Origin of the sequence: Rhizobium bangladeshense (assembly GCF_017357245.1) — a bacterium.
GTDB lineage: Bacteria > Pseudomonadota > Alphaproteobacteria > Rhizobiales > Rhizobiaceae > Rhizobium > Rhizobium bangladeshense.
Genome location: NZ_CP071612.1, coordinates 4008657 through 4024890, shown reverse-complemented (window position 1 = coordinate 4024890; position 16234 = coordinate 4008657). Strand labels below are relative to the sequence as shown.

The 16234-nt window shown below is 60.9% G+C and carries 21 protein-coding genes; 12 read left to right on the top strand and 9 right to left on the bottom strand.

Annotated elements, in window-relative coordinates:
• Positions 1 to 15: 15 nt before the first annotated feature.
• Together J2J98_RS19410 and J2J98_RS19405 are read left to right on the top strand one after the other, a co-directional pair.
• The gene (locus J2J98_RS19410; protein ID WP_207601876.1) at positions 16 to 1041 is read left to right on the top strand and encodes an esterase-like activity of phytase family protein; all 1026 of its coding nucleotides are present in this window, start codon (positions 16 to 18) and stop codon (positions 1039 to 1041) included.
• A 58-nt stretch (positions 1042 to 1099) separates the two neighbouring features.
• Entirely contained in the window at positions 1100 to 1666 is a 567-nt protein-coding gene (locus J2J98_RS19405; protein ID WP_207601875.1) for an ATP-binding protein, read from the top strand.
• A gap of 5 nt (positions 1667 to 1671) precedes the next feature.
• Here J2J98_RS19405 and J2J98_RS19400 read toward each other — a convergent pair whose 3' ends face one another.
• Entirely contained in the window at positions 1672 to 2307 is a 636-nt protein-coding gene (locus tag J2J98_RS19400; protein ID WP_064707908.1) for a VUT family protein, read from the bottom strand.
• A 111-nt stretch (positions 2308 to 2418) separates the two neighbouring features.
• On the bottom strand, positions 2419 to 2715 hold the full coding sequence (gene rpmB / locus J2J98_RS19395) for a 50S ribosomal protein L28 (protein ID WP_008527777.1): 297 nt from the start codon (positions 2713 to 2715) through the stop codon (positions 2419 to 2421).
• A gap of 239 nt (positions 2716 to 2954) precedes the next feature.
• On the opposite strand from rpmB, the gene J2J98_RS19390 reads away from it, so the two are divergent.
• Entirely contained in the window at positions 2955 to 3734 is a 780-nt protein-coding gene (locus J2J98_RS19390) for a DUF3108 domain-containing protein (protein ID WP_064707907.1), read from the top strand.
• A gap of 28 nt (positions 3735 to 3762) precedes the next feature.
• The gene (gene yddG / locus J2J98_RS19385) at positions 3763 to 4653 is read left to right on the top strand and encodes an aromatic amino acid exporter YddG (protein WP_064707906.1); all 891 of its coding nucleotides are present in this window, start codon (positions 3763 to 3765) and stop codon (positions 4651 to 4653) included.
• 3 nt (positions 4654 to 4656) lie between these two features.
• Here the strand turns inward: yddG and J2J98_RS19380 are convergent, their stop codons facing one another.
• Positions 4657 to 5079, bottom strand: coding sequence for a cupin domain-containing protein (locus J2J98_RS19380; RefSeq protein WP_064713697.1), 423 nt, complete (start codon positions 5077 to 5079; stop codon positions 4657 to 4659).
• Entirely contained in the window at positions 5079 to 5849 is a 771-nt protein-coding gene (gloB, locus tag J2J98_RS19375; protein ID WP_064707904.1) for a hydroxyacylglutathione hydrolase, read from the bottom strand. Before gloB ends, J2J98_RS19380 begins: the two co-directional genes overlap by 1 nt.
• Positions 5850 to 5901: 52 nt before the next feature.
• On the opposite strand from gloB, the gene J2J98_RS19370 reads away from it, so the two are divergent.
• From J2J98_RS19370 to J2J98_RS19355, 4 genes are all read left to right on the top strand, one after another.
• Positions 5902 to 6678: a class I SAM-dependent methyltransferase gene (locus J2J98_RS19370; protein WP_064708213.1), complete on the top strand. Its 777-nt coding sequence runs from the start codon at positions 5902 to 5904 to the stop codon at positions 6676 to 6678.
• 136 nt (positions 6679 to 6814) lie between these two features.
• Positions 6815 to 7912, top strand: coding sequence for a histidinol-phosphate transaminase (gene hisC / locus J2J98_RS19365; RefSeq protein ID WP_171049320.1), 1098 nt, complete (start codon positions 6815 to 6817; stop codon positions 7910 to 7912).
• Complete coding sequence (locus J2J98_RS19360) at positions 7909 to 8835, top strand: prephenate/arogenate dehydrogenase family protein (protein ID WP_064707902.1); 927 nt, start codon at positions 7909 to 7911, stop codon at positions 8833 to 8835. Before hisC ends, J2J98_RS19360 begins: the two co-directional genes overlap by 4 nt.
• 8 nt (positions 8836 to 8843) lie before the next feature.
• Complete coding sequence (locus J2J98_RS19355) at positions 8844 to 9263, top strand: GNAT family N-acetyltransferase (protein WP_207601874.1); 420 nt, start codon at positions 8844 to 8846, stop codon at positions 9261 to 9263.
• Here the strand turns inward: J2J98_RS19355 and J2J98_RS19350 are convergent.
• Entirely contained in the window at positions 9260 to 10276 is a 1017-nt protein-coding gene (locus tag J2J98_RS19350; protein ID WP_207601873.1) for a DUF2125 domain-containing protein, read from the bottom strand. The genes J2J98_RS19355 and J2J98_RS19350 overlap by 4 nt on opposite strands.
• A 49-nt stretch (positions 10277 to 10325) precedes the next feature.
• Here J2J98_RS19350 and J2J98_RS19345 point away from each other — a divergent pair, with 49 nt between their 5' ends.
• A complete protein-coding gene (locus tag J2J98_RS19345) occupies positions 10326 to 10856 on the top strand; it encodes a gamma-glutamylcyclotransferase (protein WP_064708212.1) in 531 nt (176 codons plus the stop codon).
• Positions 10857 to 10858: 2 nt separating this feature from the next.
• On the opposite strand, the gene J2J98_RS19340 is transcribed toward J2J98_RS19345, so the two are convergent.
• The 4 genes from J2J98_RS19340 to ftsE form a co-directional block, all read right to left on the bottom strand.
• A complete protein-coding gene (locus J2J98_RS19340; RefSeq protein WP_064707899.1) occupies positions 10859 to 11656 on the bottom strand; it encodes a lysophospholipid acyltransferase family protein in 798 nt (265 codons plus the stop codon).
• An 87-nt stretch (positions 11657 to 11743) separates the two neighbouring features.
• A complete protein-coding gene (locus tag J2J98_RS19335; protein WP_171049321.1) occupies positions 11744 to 12460 on the bottom strand; it encodes a YdcF family protein in 717 nt (238 codons plus the stop codon).
• Positions 12461 to 12526: 66 nt separating this feature from the next.
• Positions 12527 to 13546 carry a cell division protein FtsX gene (locus J2J98_RS19330; RefSeq protein ID WP_207601872.1) on the bottom strand — a complete coding sequence of 340 codons (1020 nt, stop codon included), beginning with the start codon at positions 13544 to 13546 and terminating at the stop codon, positions 12527 to 12529.
• Positions 13539 to 14198, bottom strand: coding sequence for a cell division ATP-binding protein FtsE (gene ftsE / locus J2J98_RS19325; protein WP_004671394.1), 660 nt, complete (start codon positions 14196 to 14198; stop codon positions 13539 to 13541). The genes J2J98_RS19330 and ftsE overlap by 8 nt, the downstream gene beginning before the upstream one ends.
• Before the next feature lie 206 nt (positions 14199 to 14404).
• Between ftsE and J2J98_RS19320 the strand changes: the two genes are divergently transcribed.
• From J2J98_RS19320 to J2J98_RS19310, 3 genes are all read left to right on the top strand, one after another.
• Positions 14405 to 15058 (top strand): hypothetical protein, encoded by a 654-nt coding sequence (locus J2J98_RS19320; RefSeq protein ID WP_207601871.1) that lies wholly within the window; start codon positions 14405 to 14407, stop codon positions 15056 to 15058.
• A gap of 129 nt (positions 15059 to 15187) precedes the next feature.
• Entirely contained in the window at positions 15188 to 15730 is a 543-nt protein-coding gene (gene hpt, locus J2J98_RS19315; RefSeq protein WP_064707896.1) for a hypoxanthine phosphoribosyltransferase, read from the top strand.
• 135 nt (positions 15731 to 15865) lie between these two features.
• Positions 15866 to 16225 carry a response regulator gene (locus J2J98_RS19310; RefSeq protein WP_064707895.1) on the top strand — a complete coding sequence of 120 codons (360 nt, stop codon included), beginning with the start codon at positions 15866 to 15868 and terminating at the stop codon, positions 16223 to 16225.
• Positions 16226 to 16234: the final 9 nt, after the last annotated feature.

Sequence of the window (16234 nt, the reverse complement as noted above, 5' to 3'; positions counted from 1 at the left end):
AAGGAAAAACGCGGAATGATGGTGAAGCGCCTCTGCCGCGCGGCATCGGTTTTGCTCTGCCTCGCGGGGAGTGTTTCCGCGTCCCTCGCTGGCGACGAGATCCCCGTCATTAGCCGGCAAATTACCGATTTCAGGATCGGGTCATCGGAGACGAAGTTCGGATCGCTGGAATTTCTCGGCGGGCTGGAGATGGTTTCCAGCCGCGCGCTGTTCGGATCGCTTTCCTCCATTCGTTTCCGGCAGGACCAGAAACACTTCATTGTCGTGCTCGATACCGGCCAGTGGCTGACCGGCAGAATCGAGCGTGACGACAGGGGCAGACTTTCGGGCCTTTCGGCCGTCGAGATCACCCCGTTGAAGGACCGCGCCGGTCGTAGCCTTGAGGGCAAAGGACATATGGATGCCGAGGGGGTGGCGCTCGACGGCGACAGGATATTGGTCTCTTTCGAGCAGGCCCATCGGGTCGACGTCTATCCCGATCCCGGCTTTGCCGACTCGCGTGCGATTACTACCCTGCCCATCCTCGTCCCGCGCAAGATGCTGAGAGACAATCGCGGTATCGAAACCATTGCGGTTTCGCCCGCCTCCAGTCCGTTGAAGAGTGGCGTGGTCATCGTCTCCGAGCGCGGCCTCGACAGCGAGGGCAACCGGGCGGCGGCAATTCTCAACGGGCCGCTGGAAGGGCTATTCTCGATCAAACGCGACGGCAGCTTCGACGTCACCGACGGCGCCTTCCTGCCGAATGGCGATCTGCTGCTCCTGGAGCGGCGGTTCAATATGGCCGAAGGCATAGGCATGCGGCTTCGGCGCATCAAAGGCGCCGATATCCGGCCGGGTGCCGTCGTTGATGGCCAATTGCTGCTTGAAGGTAATTTCAACTCGCAGATCGACAACATGGAAGGGCTGGACGTGTTTCAGACCGCCGACGGCACGACCCACATCATTATGGTGTCGGACGACAACCACTCGATCCTGCAGCGCAATCTGATGCTGGAATTCCGTCTCTCCGATAGCCGTATGGTCAGCGCGGCGTCAGATTGACGTCACATGCCTCGACTATCCCATTGTCGCATCGAGAGGAGCCTTCGGAGGGACAATCATGGTGCATATTCATATCACAGGCGCGTCCGGTTCCGGCACAACGTCACTCGGCCATACACTTGCCGAACGGCTCGATCTTGCCCACCTCGATACAGACGATTTCTTTTGGCTGCCGACCGACCCGCCATTCACGACGCCGCGGGATGCCGACGAACGCATTCGGCTGCTGCTTGCGGAAGCGGCACGGCATGACGGCTGGGTCCTCTCCGGATCGGCGCTCAAATGGGCGAGGCAGATCGAGCCGTTCTACAATCTGATCGTGTTCCTCAGGATCGAGCCGGAGCTGCGGATGGCGCGGATCCGCGCGCGGGAGATCGCCCGCTACGGAGACAGGATCGGCCCAGGCGGCGATATGGAAATCAAAAGCGGGGAATTCATGGAATGGGCGGCAAGTTACGATACGGCCGGTCCGGAACGCCGCAGTCTTGCGGCGCATGAGCAATGGCTGGAAACGCAGAAGGCCCCGGTTTTGCGGCTCGATTCGTCAAGGGATACCGATGATCTGGTTGCAGAGGTTCTGCTGCATCCTGCAATCGCCACCGGCGCGGTCCGGCAGCGTCGTTGAAGGCTTTAGCTGACGCGTGCGGGCTGCATCGGCCGCAGCACGTTCATCAGCGCGCCATAGGGCAGCAGCATGACGAGGCCGACGATCATCTTGACGGCGAAATCGCCGATCGCCCAGGAAATCCAGCGTGGCGCCTCAGCGGCGAAGATGCCGAGGACAGGAGCTGCTTCCAGCGCAAAGGGTTCGTTCGGACCGAGGAAGACGAAAAACGCGGCAAAGGACAGCGAGAAGAACATCACCGTGTCGAGCGCCGAGCCGACCAGCGAGCCCAAGAGCGGCGCGCGCCACCAGGCCTGGCGGCGCAGGCGGTTGAAGACGGCGATATCGAGCAATTGTCCTGCAAGGTAGGCGGAGCCGGAGGCGATGGCGATGCGTGGCACCGAAGTGAAGAAGGACAGCGTCACGCCGACGACAAAGCCGGCAAAGACGACCTTACGCGCAGCCTGCGGACCAAACTGGCGGTTGGTCAGATCGGTGATCAGGAAGGCGACTGGATAGGAAAAGGCGCCCCAAGTCAGGATGTCTGCGAGATTGATGCCGGCGACTTCAACGTTCAGCGGGAACTGGACGAGGAAGTTTGACGCGACGACGACAAGCGTCATCAGAGCGACATAGGCAACGGTATAACGCGTCGTCAGCATTTTTTTATCCTGGGTGATGCCACCAGTTGGAGAGACGGACCGACAAAGCAAAAGGCTTGACCGGTATTATCCGTGCAAGCCTTTTGAAGCCGTATGAAGAAGTGCAGAAGCTTACGCAGCAGCGGCTTCGGCGGTCTTCTTGACGATCTGACGACGCAGCAGGCGCGCGCGCATCGACAGTTCGTTTTCGCTTGCCTTGATCAGGAAGGCATCGAGGCCGCCACGATGCTCGACAGAGCGAAGAGCAGCAGCCGAAACGCGAAGACGATAACGCTGGTTGAGAGCGTCCGAAATCAGCGTTACCTGGCACAGGTTCGGCAGGAACCGGCGCTTGGTCTTGTTGTTGGCATGGCTGACATTGTTACCAGTCAGGACGGCCTTGCCGGTCAATTCGCACACGCGGGACATGGAACACCTATTCTTGTTTTTCTCGGGCCACCGAATTGCTATCCCCGGCAAAACCGGGCTCGCAATCCAACAGGCATGATTGGAAAGTTGCGGTTCTATAGTCAGAGAGCCTGCGCGCGTCAAGCCAATCCTTGGCCTTTCCCGCAATTCTGTCAAAAAGCTGCTGTTTTCTTCCCTTTGCGGCAGGAGTATAGAGCACTCGGCAAGGCTGCCGACCGCGGCAAGACAAGGCTTCACTCATGGCTCATTCGGGCAGACGCATTTTCATTTCGGCTATCGCCGCACTCCTTGCCATACCGGCATCGGCGGCCGAGGTCCAGCATCAGACGGTATACCGGGTAACGCTGGCCGGCCTGCCGATCGCGCGTGCCGCGTTCCTGACTCAGATCGAGGACGATCACTCTTACAAGATTGCGGGTGATATCAAGTCCGCCGGCCTTGCCGATCTCATCAAGACCATCTCGGCAAAGACCAGCGTCACCGGCGTCGTCCGTAACGATCGGCTGCAGGCGCTGAAATATTCGCTCTATTATAAGAGCGGCAAGAAGGCCCGCGTTTACGAGGTCAGCTATCGCAACGGCAACATCATATCGGCGACGACGACGCCGCCGCCGAAACGGCCGAAGAACTGGATCGACGTCACGCCTGGCGACATGCGTTCGGTGCTCGATCCGATCTCCGGCCTGGTCTTCACCGGGGATACCAAGGTCTGCTCGCAGACGCTGCCAATCTTCGACGGCGAGACGCGCATGGATCTGGTACTCTCGCCGAAGGGTGACGAGGATTTCAAGACCGATGGCTTCAAGGGCAAGGCGATCGTCTGCGGCGTGCGCTTCGTGCCGCGTTCCGGCTACAAGAAAGGCCGAAAGGATATCGACTATCTCAGCAAGAGCGACCGAATGGAAATCTGGTTTGCCAAGTCGGACGCGGCAAATGTATACGCTCCAGTTTACGTGCGCATTCCAACCGAATATGGAATGGTGACGATCACTGCCGTCAAATACGGCAGTGTCAGCTGACGGAGCTTTGGCCTCCGAAGGGGGACAAGTGAAGCTTCGTGCAACTGCGATCGGCTTTACGGCCATACTGATGTGGTCTTTCCTGGCGCTGTTTACGGCTGCCTCGGGCAAGATGCCGCCATTCCAGCTTTCGGCCCTGTGCTTTGCGATCGGCAGTATTCCCGGCCTCCTGGTGCTCATCAACAACCCGTCGCGGCTGGCGCTGCTGAAGCAGCCGGCCAGGGTCTGGCTGACGGGCATTGCCGGACTGTTCGGCTACCATTTCCTCTATTTCACCGCGCTCAGGAACGCGCCGGCGGTGGAGGCTGGACTGATCGCCTATCTCTGGCCGCTGCTGATCGTCGTCGGCTCGGCGCTGCTGCCGGGTGAACGGTTGCGCTGGTATCACGTGGCTGGCGCGCTTGCCGGGCTTTGCGGCACTTTCCTGATCGTCAGCCGCAACGGCATCGATTTCGACGGCGCATATGCGGTCGGCTATGGGGCGGCCTTCCTCTGCGCCTTCACATGGTCGGGCTATTCGCTGCTGACCAGGCGTTTCGAAGCCGTTTCCACTGATGTCGTTACCGGCTTTTGCCTTGTCACTTCCGTCCTGTCGCTCTTCTGCCATCTCGCCCTGGAGGCGACCGTCTGGCCGGCAACGATGTTCGAATGGATCGCCATCGTCGGGCTCGGGCTCCTGCCTGTGGGGGCCGCCTTCTACGCATGGGACTATGGCGTCAAGAACGGGGATATCCAGATCCTCGGTGCTGCAAGTTATGCGGCGCCGTTGCTTTCAACGCTTATCCTGACGCTGTTCGGCTTTGCCGAGCCGAGCTGGCGCATCGCTCTCGCCTGCCTGCTCGTCACCGGCGGGGCAGTGCTGGCTGCCCAGGAAATGTTCCGCCGCAAAAGCCCGGCACAGCCCGCGGCAGCGGAATGAGCCTCAGCCGCCAGGCTTCCAATCTTTCGGCGCCATCTCGAAGCTTGAAAATTCGAAACCGGGCGAAACCGTGCAGCCGACCAGGGTAAAATCGCCAAGCGGCTCGGCCGATTGCCACCAATTGGCGGGAATGATCGCCTGCGGTCGCTCGCCGGCAGGAAGGTTGGTTCCGAGCGTCAGGGTCTCGCTTGTCACCCCGTCCTGCGACCGGTGCAGCGCCAGCGGCGCACCGGTGTAATAATGCCAGACCTCGACCGCGTCATGGACGCGATGCCAGTGCGAACGCTGTCCCTTTGTCAGCAGATAATAGATGGCCGTGGAATGGCCGCGCTCGCCACCCGCGGTGTCGCGGAATGTCTGCACGTACCAACCACCTTCGGGATGCGGCTGCATGCCGAGTTCGCGGATAATCTCCTCAGGCGACATTAAAAATGGTCCTTGCGCCTGCGGATCTCGGCAAAGACTTCTTCGTTCGTCTTGCCTTCCATGATCAGATTGCGGCGGATCGCCGGATCGGCAGCGCGCAGAAACGGATTTGTTTCCTTTTCCAGCCCCAGCGTCGTCGGGATGGTGAATTTGCCTTCTGCGCGCAAGCCCTCGATCTCGGCGGCGCGGCTCTTCAAGCGCTCATTGTCGGGGTCAACAGTCAGTGCGAAGCGGGCGTTGGATAATGTATATTCGTGTCCGAAATAGACAGCGGTCTCGTCCGGCAGCACGGCAAGCTTCTGCAGCGAATGCCACATGTCGGCGGCCGGGCGTTCGAACAGGCGGCCGCAACCGAGCGCAAACAGGGTGTCGGCCGCAAAGAGCAGCTTATCGTCGACGAAGTGATAGCAGATGTGACCGGCGGTGTGACCGGGGGTCTCAATCACCTTGACCGCGTGATCGCCGAAAAGGAAGCTGTCACCATCGGCCATTGTACGGTCGAGACCGGGAATGGCGATGGCCTCGTTGATCGGACCGATGATCTCGCAGCCGAACTGCTCCTTCAGCGCCAGGTTTGCGGCGACGTGATCGGTATGGTGATGCGTATTGAAGATGTGGCTGATCTTCCAACCACGCCGTGTCGCCGCTTCCAGGATCGGCGCCTCCTCCGGCGCATCAATCGCTGCGGTGAATCCCGTCTCCGGATCGTGCACGAGCACGCCGAAATTGTCGGTGCGGCAGAGAAAGACGTCTAATTCCAAAGGTTTCATCTTCAAACAATCCCTTGTCCCACGACTCTTGCGGAATGTAGTGGGTCCGGCCTTGAAGTCCAACCGCCCGCTGATAACATTTGTCGCAATGCACGCCGATATCGTCGACCTACGTCAATTCTATCACTCCGACCTCGGGCGTCTTGCCGAGCAGTCGATCGCCATGGCGCTCTCATCGCTCTGGGTGAGGCTACCGCAGGAGCGTCTTGTCGGTCTTGGTTATGCCGTGCCCTTCCTTGACCGCTTCCAGGCCGATACCGAACGCACTTTCGCCTTCATGCCGGCCGGACAGGGGGCGGTGAACTGGCCGATGGGTTCACTGTCGTCGACGACGCTTGTTTTCGACGAGGAACTGCCGCTGCCGGATTCCTCGATCGACCGGGTGCTGATGGTGCATTCGCTGGAATTCGCCGAAAGCCCGCGCGAGACGCTGAAGGAGCTCTGGCGGGTGCTGGCGCCGGGCGGACGGCTTGTTATCGTGGTGCCGAACCGGCGGGGGGTCTGGGCCCGCATGGAACACACCCCTTTCGGTTCGGGCCGGCCCTATTCCCGCGGTCAGCTGACGCATCTCCTGCGCGAAACGAATTTCACCCCAGGCGCGACCGCCGAAGCGCTGTTCTTTCCGCCCTCCAAACTCAGGACCATCCTTCGACTTCGCCGTGCCTTCGAGCGGGTCGGCCGCACCTTATGGCCGGCTTTTTCTGGTGTCATCATCGTCGAGGCGCAGAAACGGCTCTATCAGGGACTGCCGGTCGCCGCACGCGCCTCCCGCCGCGTCTTCGTGCCGGTTCTCGCACCCCACGGCGTGCCGACCACGCGCAGCAGATGAAGAGCAGGCCGGCGTTCTCCGGCCGCTTGGGTGCCGCCCATGCCTCTCGACAACAATCACATTCCGCTTTAATGCCACTTTGGTGTTTTCAGCCGGATTTCACGGCAATTCCAAGGTCGAACCCATGAGCGTTGAGATGAGCAAGCCCGTTCCGCGTCCCGGTATCCTCGATATCGCGGCCTATGTGCCGGGCAAGGAACATGCGCCGGGCGTCGCCCGCGTCTACAAGCTCTCATCCAACGAAACGCCGCTCGGCGCCAGCCCAAAGGCAATCGAAGCCTTCAGGGCGGCTGCCGACAATCTGGGCCGTTATCCTGACGGGCAGGCCATAGAACTGCGCGAGGCAATCGCCGCCGTGCACGGTCTCAATCCGGCAAACATTCTCTGCGGCAACGGTTCCGACGAACTGCTCGGCCTTCTCTGCCATGTCTATCTCGGCGCCGGTGACGAGGGCATCATCACCGAGCATGGCTTTCTCGTCTACAAGATCCAGATCCTTGGCGCAGGCGCCACGCCTGTCGTCGTCAGAGAAAAGGATTATACGGTCGATGTCGATGCGATCCTTGCCGCGGTCACGGAAAGAACCAAGATCGTCTTCGTCGCCAACCCCGGCAACCCTACAGGCACTTATGTTCCCGTCAGTGAAATCCGCCGTCTGCAGGCCGGACTGCCGAAACACGTCGTGCTCGTGCTCGATGCCGCCTACGCCGAATATGTGCGCCGCAACGATTATGAAGCCGGCATCGAGGTCGTGTCCTCCAACTCAAACGTCGTGATGACCCGCACCTTTTCGAAGGCTTACGGTCTCGCGGCGCTGCGTGTCGGCTGGATGTATGCGCCGAGCGAGATCGTCGATGCTGTGAACCGCGTGCGCGCGCCGTTCAACCTCAACGCGCCGGCCATCGCCGCCGGTGCCGCGGCCATTCGCGACCAGGCCTTTGTTCAGCAGGCCGTCGCCTTCAATCAGACATGGATCGAGACGCTGACCCAGGCGCTGGAAGCCATCGGGCTGAAAGTGACGCCTTCGGTCGCCAACTTCGTCCTCATCCATTTCCCGGAGGTCGATGGAAAGCGGGCGTCCGATGCAGACGAATTCCTTACGAGCCGCGGCTACATATTGCGCGCCGTGCGCGGCTATGGTTTCCCCAATGCGCTTCGCATGAGCGTCGGTCCCGAAGAAGCCAATCGTGGCGTCATCGCCGCGCTCGGGGAATTCATGGGACGTCAGGCATGAGCGTGCATTTCGATCGCATCGCGCTGATTGGCATAGGCCTGATCGGCTCTTCGCTTGCTCACGATATCCGGCGGCTCGGGCTTACCAAAGAGATCGTCGTCGCGACACGCAGCGTCGAGACATTGCAACGTGCCGAAGAGCTCGGCCTCGGCGACCGCTATACGACCTCTTCTGCCGATGCCGTGAGAGATGCCGACCTCATCATCGTTTCGGTTCCGGTCGGCGCTTCGGAAAGCGTGGCGAAGGAAATCGCCGGCAATCTCAAGGGTGGCGCGATCGTTACCGATGTCGGCTCTACCAAAGCGTCGGTGATCGCGCAGATGCAGCCGCATATGCCTGACAACGTGCACTTCATCCCCGGCCATCCGCTGGCCGGCACGGAAAAATCCGGCCCGGACGCCGGTTTTCCAGGCCTCTTCGAAGGCCGCTGGTGCATCTTCACGCCGGTTTCGGGAACCGACGAGACGGCGCTGAAGCGGCTGCGCAGTTTCTGGGAAGCGCTTGGCTCGAAGGTCGACGAGATGGATGCGGAGCATCACGACAAGGTGCTCGCGATCGTTTCGCACCTGCCGCATATCATCGCCTACAACATCGTCGGCACCGCCGACGATTTGGAGACGGTGACGGAGTCCGAGGTCATCAAATATTCGGCTTCCGGCTTTCGCGACTTCACTCGTCTGGCCGCTTCCGACCCGACGATGTGGCGCGACGTCTGCCTGCACAATCGAGATGCGATCCTTGAGATGCTGGCGCGTTTTTCGGAAGATCTCGCCTATCTGCAGCGCGCGATCCGCTGGGGCGAGGGGGACAAGATTTTCGAACTCTTCACCCGCACGCGCGCTATCCGTCGCTCGATCGTCCAGGCGGGGCAGGATGTCGACGCGCCTGATTTCGGCCGCCCCCACGCGCTTGATAAGAAGTAGCTGCCGCGATGGTGGCGGTGGCGAGCGCGAGCGAGGCGGATATCGCTTGGCTGGTGCGCGAGGATGCCAGAACAGGCAAGGCATGGGTGTCACGATGCGTGGCTCTCGGCGAATATCTCGTCGCCAGGGAAGCCGGCGAGATCGTCGGCTTCCTGCGTTTCTCCCGCTTCTGGGGCAGGGTTCCCTATATGGAAATGATCCGCATTCTGCCCGGCCACCGCCGATCGGGCGTCGGCACCGCCTTGTTTCTTGCCTGGGAGGAGGCGATGCGCGGCGAGGGCGCAAGCCTGCTGATGACGTCGAGTGAATGCGACGAGAGCCGGCCTCAGGACTGGCATCGCCGCAACGGGTTTATCGAAACCGGCTCGATCGAGCTGCCCGGCCTGCAATCGGTGCCGGCAGTGTTTTTCATCAAGCAGATCGGTTAGATCGGCGGAATCCGACCGAGCGGAATGAAGCCGCTGACGGTGGCGTTGCCGCGGTCGACGACAAGATCGACCGAGACCTTGTCCTTGCCGCCGGCAAGCGACTGCAGGAGCTTCGTCGCCGTGTTGACGGTCGATGCAATATCTGGAAAGGCCTGTTTCAGGCTGTCGCCCCAGGGGCCGAGGCGTTCGATCTCAAGCTTGAATTTCCCCGAGAGAAAGCCCTGCTCATCGAATGAAAAGGGACCGGTGAGCGTCATCACCTTGCCGTCGCCGATGTCGGCAACGATACGCCGCAGTTCGCCGGCAGAACCGTTGAGGCCGTGCGGGTCGCTGCCGTCGATCAGACCGGCCTTGCCGGCGATCGTGAGATCCACGCTGGCTGACAGTTTCGGGAAAAGCTGCGGCCAGTCCTTGATCGCAGTTTTCGCATCCTGCACCGAGATCGCGCCGTCGAGATCGGCGCCGTTCTGGCGCAGGTGAATTTCCGTGCGGGCCGCATCAAGGTTGATGGTCTGGCCGGTGAACGAGGAGACCGCCGTCGCCTTAAGGCCCTCGATGACGGTTGAGCTGCGGTCGATACCCTGCAGCCTGGTCGCAAGACTTGACTGAAGGTTCGCCCACTGAGCCGAGATCGCAAGGCCGTTGGTGGTGCGGATTTCGGCCGGCGAATCGAGCTCCCATACGATATTGCCGGGCGCATAGACCTGGGCGGCCGAGCGCAACGCGCCGAAGGTGGCGGAGACGCCGTTCACGTTGTCGTCGACATCGACCTTGGAGCAGAACAGACCGATGCGGAAAGGATAGCCGCGGAACTGGATATCGGCGCATTCGCCGGTGACGCCAGCTTGGTCCCGTGGCGCGATTGCTTTCAGCACCGTCGTCTTCAACGCCGACGCGGCATAGAACCAGCCACCGGTATAAAGCGCGATCACCAGGAGGATGCCTCCACCGAGCAACCAGAATTTCTTGCCGCTGCCGGTTTGGCTGCTGCCGGATCGGCTTGACGCTGCCATGATGTTCTCCAATGGTGAATCGCAAATTGATTCCGGTCTGGCGTGCGATATGGACGAATTTTGGGTGTTTGGCTACGGCTCGCTGATGTGGAATCCGGGCTTTGAGTTCCTGGAGCGGGCAGAGGCTCTGGTGCATGGTTACAGGCGTTCGTTGTGCGTGCGCTCCTTCGTCCATCGCGGCACGCGCGACAATCCGGGCCTCGTTCTCGGTCTCGACAGGGGCGGAGCTTGCCGCGGCATGGCATTCCGTATTTCGCCCGACAAATGGGACGAAGTGATTGATTATCTCCGCGCCCGCGAGCTCGTCACCAACGTTTATCTGGAGCGCCGTGTGCGATTGCAGTTTGCCGGCGGTCGTAGGATGGAGGCGGTCGCCTACATCGTTGATCGCGACCATGAGCAATATGCGGGCAGCCTCGATGCGCTTGCGGCAGCGCGGGTGGTGAACGAGGCGAAGGGCCAGTCCGGTCCGAACGATGCCTATGTCTTCAACACACTCGCGCATCTGAAGCAGATGGGTATTCGCGATCATTGGCTGGAGCAGGTCGTCAGCGAAGTGGAGCGGCTGCGCGAAGCCTGAGATCAGGCGGTGGCTGCCTTCACTTTGCGCAGCTCCCTCAATCTTTCAACTGCGGTTGGCGGCAAGGGCAGATGCGGATTGCGTTCGACGGTCTCGATGAGGAGTTCGTCGCTCGCCCGCTCCGTCACCTCCATCAGGTGCGCGAAGAAGGCGTCGGGATCCATTCCCGGCATAATCGGCGGCAGGACCTTCACCTTGAAGTGGCCGGGATAACGACGGAAGCTCCGCCGCGGCCAGAAGAGCCCGGGATGCATGGCGACAGGCACCACGGGAATGCCAAGGTCGCGATACATCCGGGCGATGCCGTATTTATAGAGCGGCTCTGCACCCGGCGGACGGCGCGTTCCCTCGGGATAGATGATGAGCTGGCGGCCGGTCGCGAGCTCTTCTTTCGTGCGTCTCAGCACGTCTACCATCACCTTGCCGCGGGCGCCGCGATCGACCGGGATCATGCGCTGCTTCTTCGCATACCAGCCAAAGAGCGGGATCCACATCAGCTCGCGCTTCAGGATGTAGACCGGGTCCTTGAGCTTGGGCAGCAGCGCATAGGTGTCCCAGAATGACTGATGCTTCGGCGCCAGGATATAGCTGCCATCAGGCAAGTTCTCCAGACCCTCGATCTCGAAGGTCGTGCCGACGATCACGCGCATCAGCCAATGGTTGGAGCGCGCCCAGTTCTTCGGGATCTCATAGGCGGTCAGGCGCGGCACCACGAAATAATAGGGCGAGAGCACGATCATCCGGATGATGAGGTTGGCGTAGAAGATCGTGTTGAAGAGGACGGAACGCAGGGCGGTCATGAAATTTTCCCGAGGCAAGCTCACGCGACCGGCCTACACGATATTGCCCGTCATAAAAAGCGTTTGATGCCGCTCCGATGCAAAAGCTCAGTCCGACGCGGATACGCCTGCCGAGCGCAGTCCCGTATGACGGCCGAAGCCGGTGATGTTGCGGACGCCGGCCAACAGCACCTTTGCATATTCGGCCAGCATAACCCGCATCGCGTTCGGGTCGGTAAACCAGTTGCGGGTCTTCAGATCCGAATTGACCACCGGATAGGGAATGAATTCGATGTCTGGGTCGACATAGGAGAGTTCCGCGAGACTGCGCGGCATATGATAATTGTTGGTAACGACGAGAACGCTTCTGTATCCCTTGGCGTGGATCCAGTTGGAGGTCTCCTCGGCGTTGCCGATCGTGTCTATCGCATCATGGCCGATATCGACGCAGCAGGAGAAAAGATCGGCCGAGCCTTGCGTCATCTTGCGAATCTGCGCCGGCGTCGTCGTCGGGTGGACGCCCGAGATCAGCAGTCGCTTGCCTGCCCCCTTCTGCAGCAGTTCCACAGCCTGGTCGATGCGCTGGTAGCCGCCAGTCAGCACGACGATCGCATCCGCCTTCGGCTCGACCGGGGGCTTCAGCGTTGTCACAGAATCGGCAAACCGCAGGAAGCCGCCGAACACCAGAGCGATCACCAAGACGCAGCCAAAGCCGCCCCAGCGCAGCAGGCGGCGGATCGGGCCGCGCCGCGGCGGCAGGCCCGCCGGATGATCAAGCTCCGGGTCCTGGCGAATCGGGTTGCGTGTCGTATGGCCCATGGTCATGAATCGTGATTATACGCTGATTGCGGCGCGGAACAGACGTTTTCACGATAAAACGGCATGGCATGGTCAACTTGCGATGCCGTCGGTGCGTGTCGGATCCGAACGCAATGTATCGATTTCGTAGATCGTCCGCATGACGGTCAGCCGCGCCGTGACGGTCGTCAGAAGCGCGATGACGATCATCGTCGCGAAGATGCCGGCATAGCCAAGCACGCCGACGGAGAAGGTGCCGAACAGCGCGGTCGCCTGATCCGTCTCCGGCGTCGCAAGCGTGCGGCTTTGCCAGAAGCCGGCGGTGGCGAAGAAAAGAGCGGCAAGCGCGCTGCCGACCGCCGAGCCTTTAAGGCTGATTTTCAGGAAATGCTTCTGAAATTCGGTGGCGACGAAGGAGCTCTCTGCACCGACGAAATGCAGCACTTCGACGATGTGACGGTTGCCCGACAGCGCACCGCGCGTGGCGAAGACAACGGTGAGCACCATGGCTGAGAAGACCAGAAGCAGGACGCCGGCGCCGATCAGCACCATCGTACGCGCCATCGAGACCAGCCGGTCGACCCAGGTGCGATGATCGTCGAGGGTCGCCTGCGGGATGCTGTCCTTCAGGAGGCCCCGCATCGCTTCGAAATCGGGCGGATTGTTTTCGTCGATGGTGATGACGACGAGACGGGGAACGGGCAGGTCCTTGAGATCGAGGCCAGGCCCGAGCCATGGTTCCAGCAGACGGGCGGTGGCTGCCTCGTCAACGATCTGGCCGCTTTTGGTGCCGACGAATGTCAGCGCCAGGTCGCGCGCCTGCGTCAGCGCCTTTTCCATGTCGAGATTGTCATCCGGCTTGATCTGAATGGTGATCTCGCGGGAGATCTGGCTCTCCCAACTTGCCGCCGTCGAGCGCACCATGCTGACGCCGCCGAGCGTCAGGCAGGCGAGAAATGCCATGATCGATATGACCACCATCAGAGCGTTGCCCTGAATATTGGAGGGCGGCAAGATCGGCGCGGTCGGACGCACGCGCATTTCCGGCCGCTTCTGCTGGGCCGCAGCCTTGGCCGGCGCCTTCTCTCGCTTCCTGGACGGGGGCTCAGTCATAGATATCGAGATGCCCCTCCGAGAGGATCATACGGCGGGCTTCCACCTGTTCCATCAGCGCCAGGTCGTGGGTGGCGATCACAACCGCCGTACCAAGCCGATTGAGTTCGAGGAAAAGATTGAGCAGGCGCCTGGCCATCGGCGGGTCGACATTGCCGGTGGGCTCGTCAGCCAGCAGGACCTCCGGCCGATCCATCAGCGCCCTGGCGATGGCTGCGCGCTGCTTCTCTCCGCCGGAGAGGACCGGCGGCAGCACGTTGATGCGTTCGCCTAGCCCGACCCATTTCAAAAGTTCCAAAACGTCGGTTTTATAGGAGCTTTCCTCTTTACCGCGCACCCGTAAGGGCAAAGCGACATTCTCATAGGTGGTGAGATGGTCGAGCAGGCGAAAATCCTGGAAGACGATGCCGACGCGCCGGCGCAGCAGCGGCAGTTCCGGCCGGGGAATTTCTGAAATGTCGCGCCCGAACATGCGGATCAGTCCACGCGTCGGCTGAAGCGACATGAACAGCAGCCGCAGCAGCGAGGTCTTGCCGGCGCCGGATGGGCCCGTCAAAAATTGAAAGGATTTCTTCGGAATGTCGAAGGTCAGGTCCCGGAGGATTTCCGGGCCCATGCCATAGCGCAAACCGACATTCTCGAAGTGAATCAACGGGCAGCTCAGTCTGTTCTTGGTTTCACAGTGTGACTTGTTAACCAACACCGTTAACAGCCGGTAAACTTTGCCGGAAAGACGCCCGTTTGATGGCAATCTTTGCGAAGCATTAACCATTAAAATTTACGACTGAGGAGGATTCGTTTCAATGCCAAGATTATCGCTGGCAGCGAAACCATGTGGACATCTGCGAGGCAGCCACCATGGAAGCATCCTCCTTCAGCCGCCGGACGGCGGGCCAGGCCTATGATTTCCTGCCACCCGAACCCGCACGCCGCCAATATCGTTCGACACACCCTGCCGATGTTTCCGACGCCGAATTCGTGACGGTCGGCAAAGCCCGGACGAGGGATTTCGGTTCCCGGATCCATAACGACAACGGCAGGCGCATGGCGGCAGCCAGCGCCGGGCGGCCGCCGCTTCTGCTGACGATCGCTGCTTCCGCTATGCGAAGCGCGGAATCCTGGCTGCAGCACGCGTCGCTACGCAGCTTCGCGGTACTGGTGCTGGCGCTCGCCGTGCTCGCCTTCGGGCTTGCAGGCGGCTTTTCCGGACTTTCCGCCGAGGGCGCCTCTTCGAGAGCGCCGCTGCATTTCACCCATGTGACCGTGACGCCGCGTGATGCGAACGGCATGCGAGTGCTCGTCATCAACGGCATCATCGAAAACGAAAGCGGCACCACGCAGACGGTGCATCCGATCCGCGCCGATCTGGTGACCGACGAACGGCTGACGGCAAGCGTCGTTATTGATCCGCCTGCTGACGTCATCTACGACGGCCAAAGCCGGGGCTTTTCGGCCCGCGTCCAGCACTCTGGCAGAAAATTGCCGGAGGTCCGGCTTTCCTTCCTGCCGTAGAAGTAACGGGATTCGTGATGGCTTTCCGCCACAGGGCGCGCCAATCCCGTTGATTTCATAACCGGCGAGGCTGTTTCAGGCGCACATATGTGCTAACGGCTTACCCTTCTTTTCATGGAGCAAGCCCCTATGCCTGTCGTGCGCGGAAAAAACATCGAGCCGCTCTTCACCGCCGAGCAGATCGCCGAGCGCAATCATGAGATGGCGCGGGAGATCGCCAACGGCCCGACCAAGGATCTGCTCGTCATCGCCGTGCTCAAGGGCTCCTTCATCTTCGCCGCCGACCTGATCCGCGCCCTGCACGACACCGGGCTTGCCCCCGAGGTCGAGTTCATCACGCTGTCGAGCTACGGCAGCGGTACGGTTTCGCAGGGCGTGCGCATCGTCAAGGATATCGACAGCGACGTGCACGGCCGAGACGTCCTTCTGATCGACGATATTCTCGAGTCCGGCCGGACGCTGCTTTTTGCCAAGGAACTGCTCTTCGAACGTGGCGCGCGCAACGTCACGATCGCCGTGCTGCTCGACAAGCGGGTCAAGCGCAAGGAAAAGCTGGAGGCCGATTATGTCGGCTTCGAATGCCCCGATTACTTCGTTGTCGGCTACGGCATGGACGTCGCCTATGCGTTTCGCGAATTACCCTTCGTCGGCGTGGTGACCGGCGACGCGTGAGCGGAAGAAGGCCTCGCCTGATTGTCGGCGAAGACGGCTTGTTAACCATCTCGTCCATCGCTTTGCCATCTTTACCTATCGAAAAGGAAAGTCTGGTGATTTCCGTCGCGGGGCTGAAGACGGAGCAATGCACATATGGCAAGAATTCTGATTACGGAAGACGAGGATTCCCTACGGTCTTTCGTAGCCCGGGCCCTGCGGCTCGACGGTCACGAGACCGATGAAGCGGCCGATGGAGCCGAGGGACTGGAAAAGCTGAAGGACGGGGCTTATGACCTGCTGCTTTCGGACATCCGCATGCCCGTGATGGACGGCATCGAGCTTGCCCATCAGGCAAAGCACGCTTTTCCCGGCTTGAAGATCCTGCTGATGACCGGCTATGCCGAACAGCGCGAACGAGCCGACGATCTTGCCGAAAAGATCATCGACGTCGTCGCCAAGCCATTCGCGCTTCCTGACATACGCAAGGCGGTCGCCCGCGCTCTCGTCGCGTAAAACTGCGCA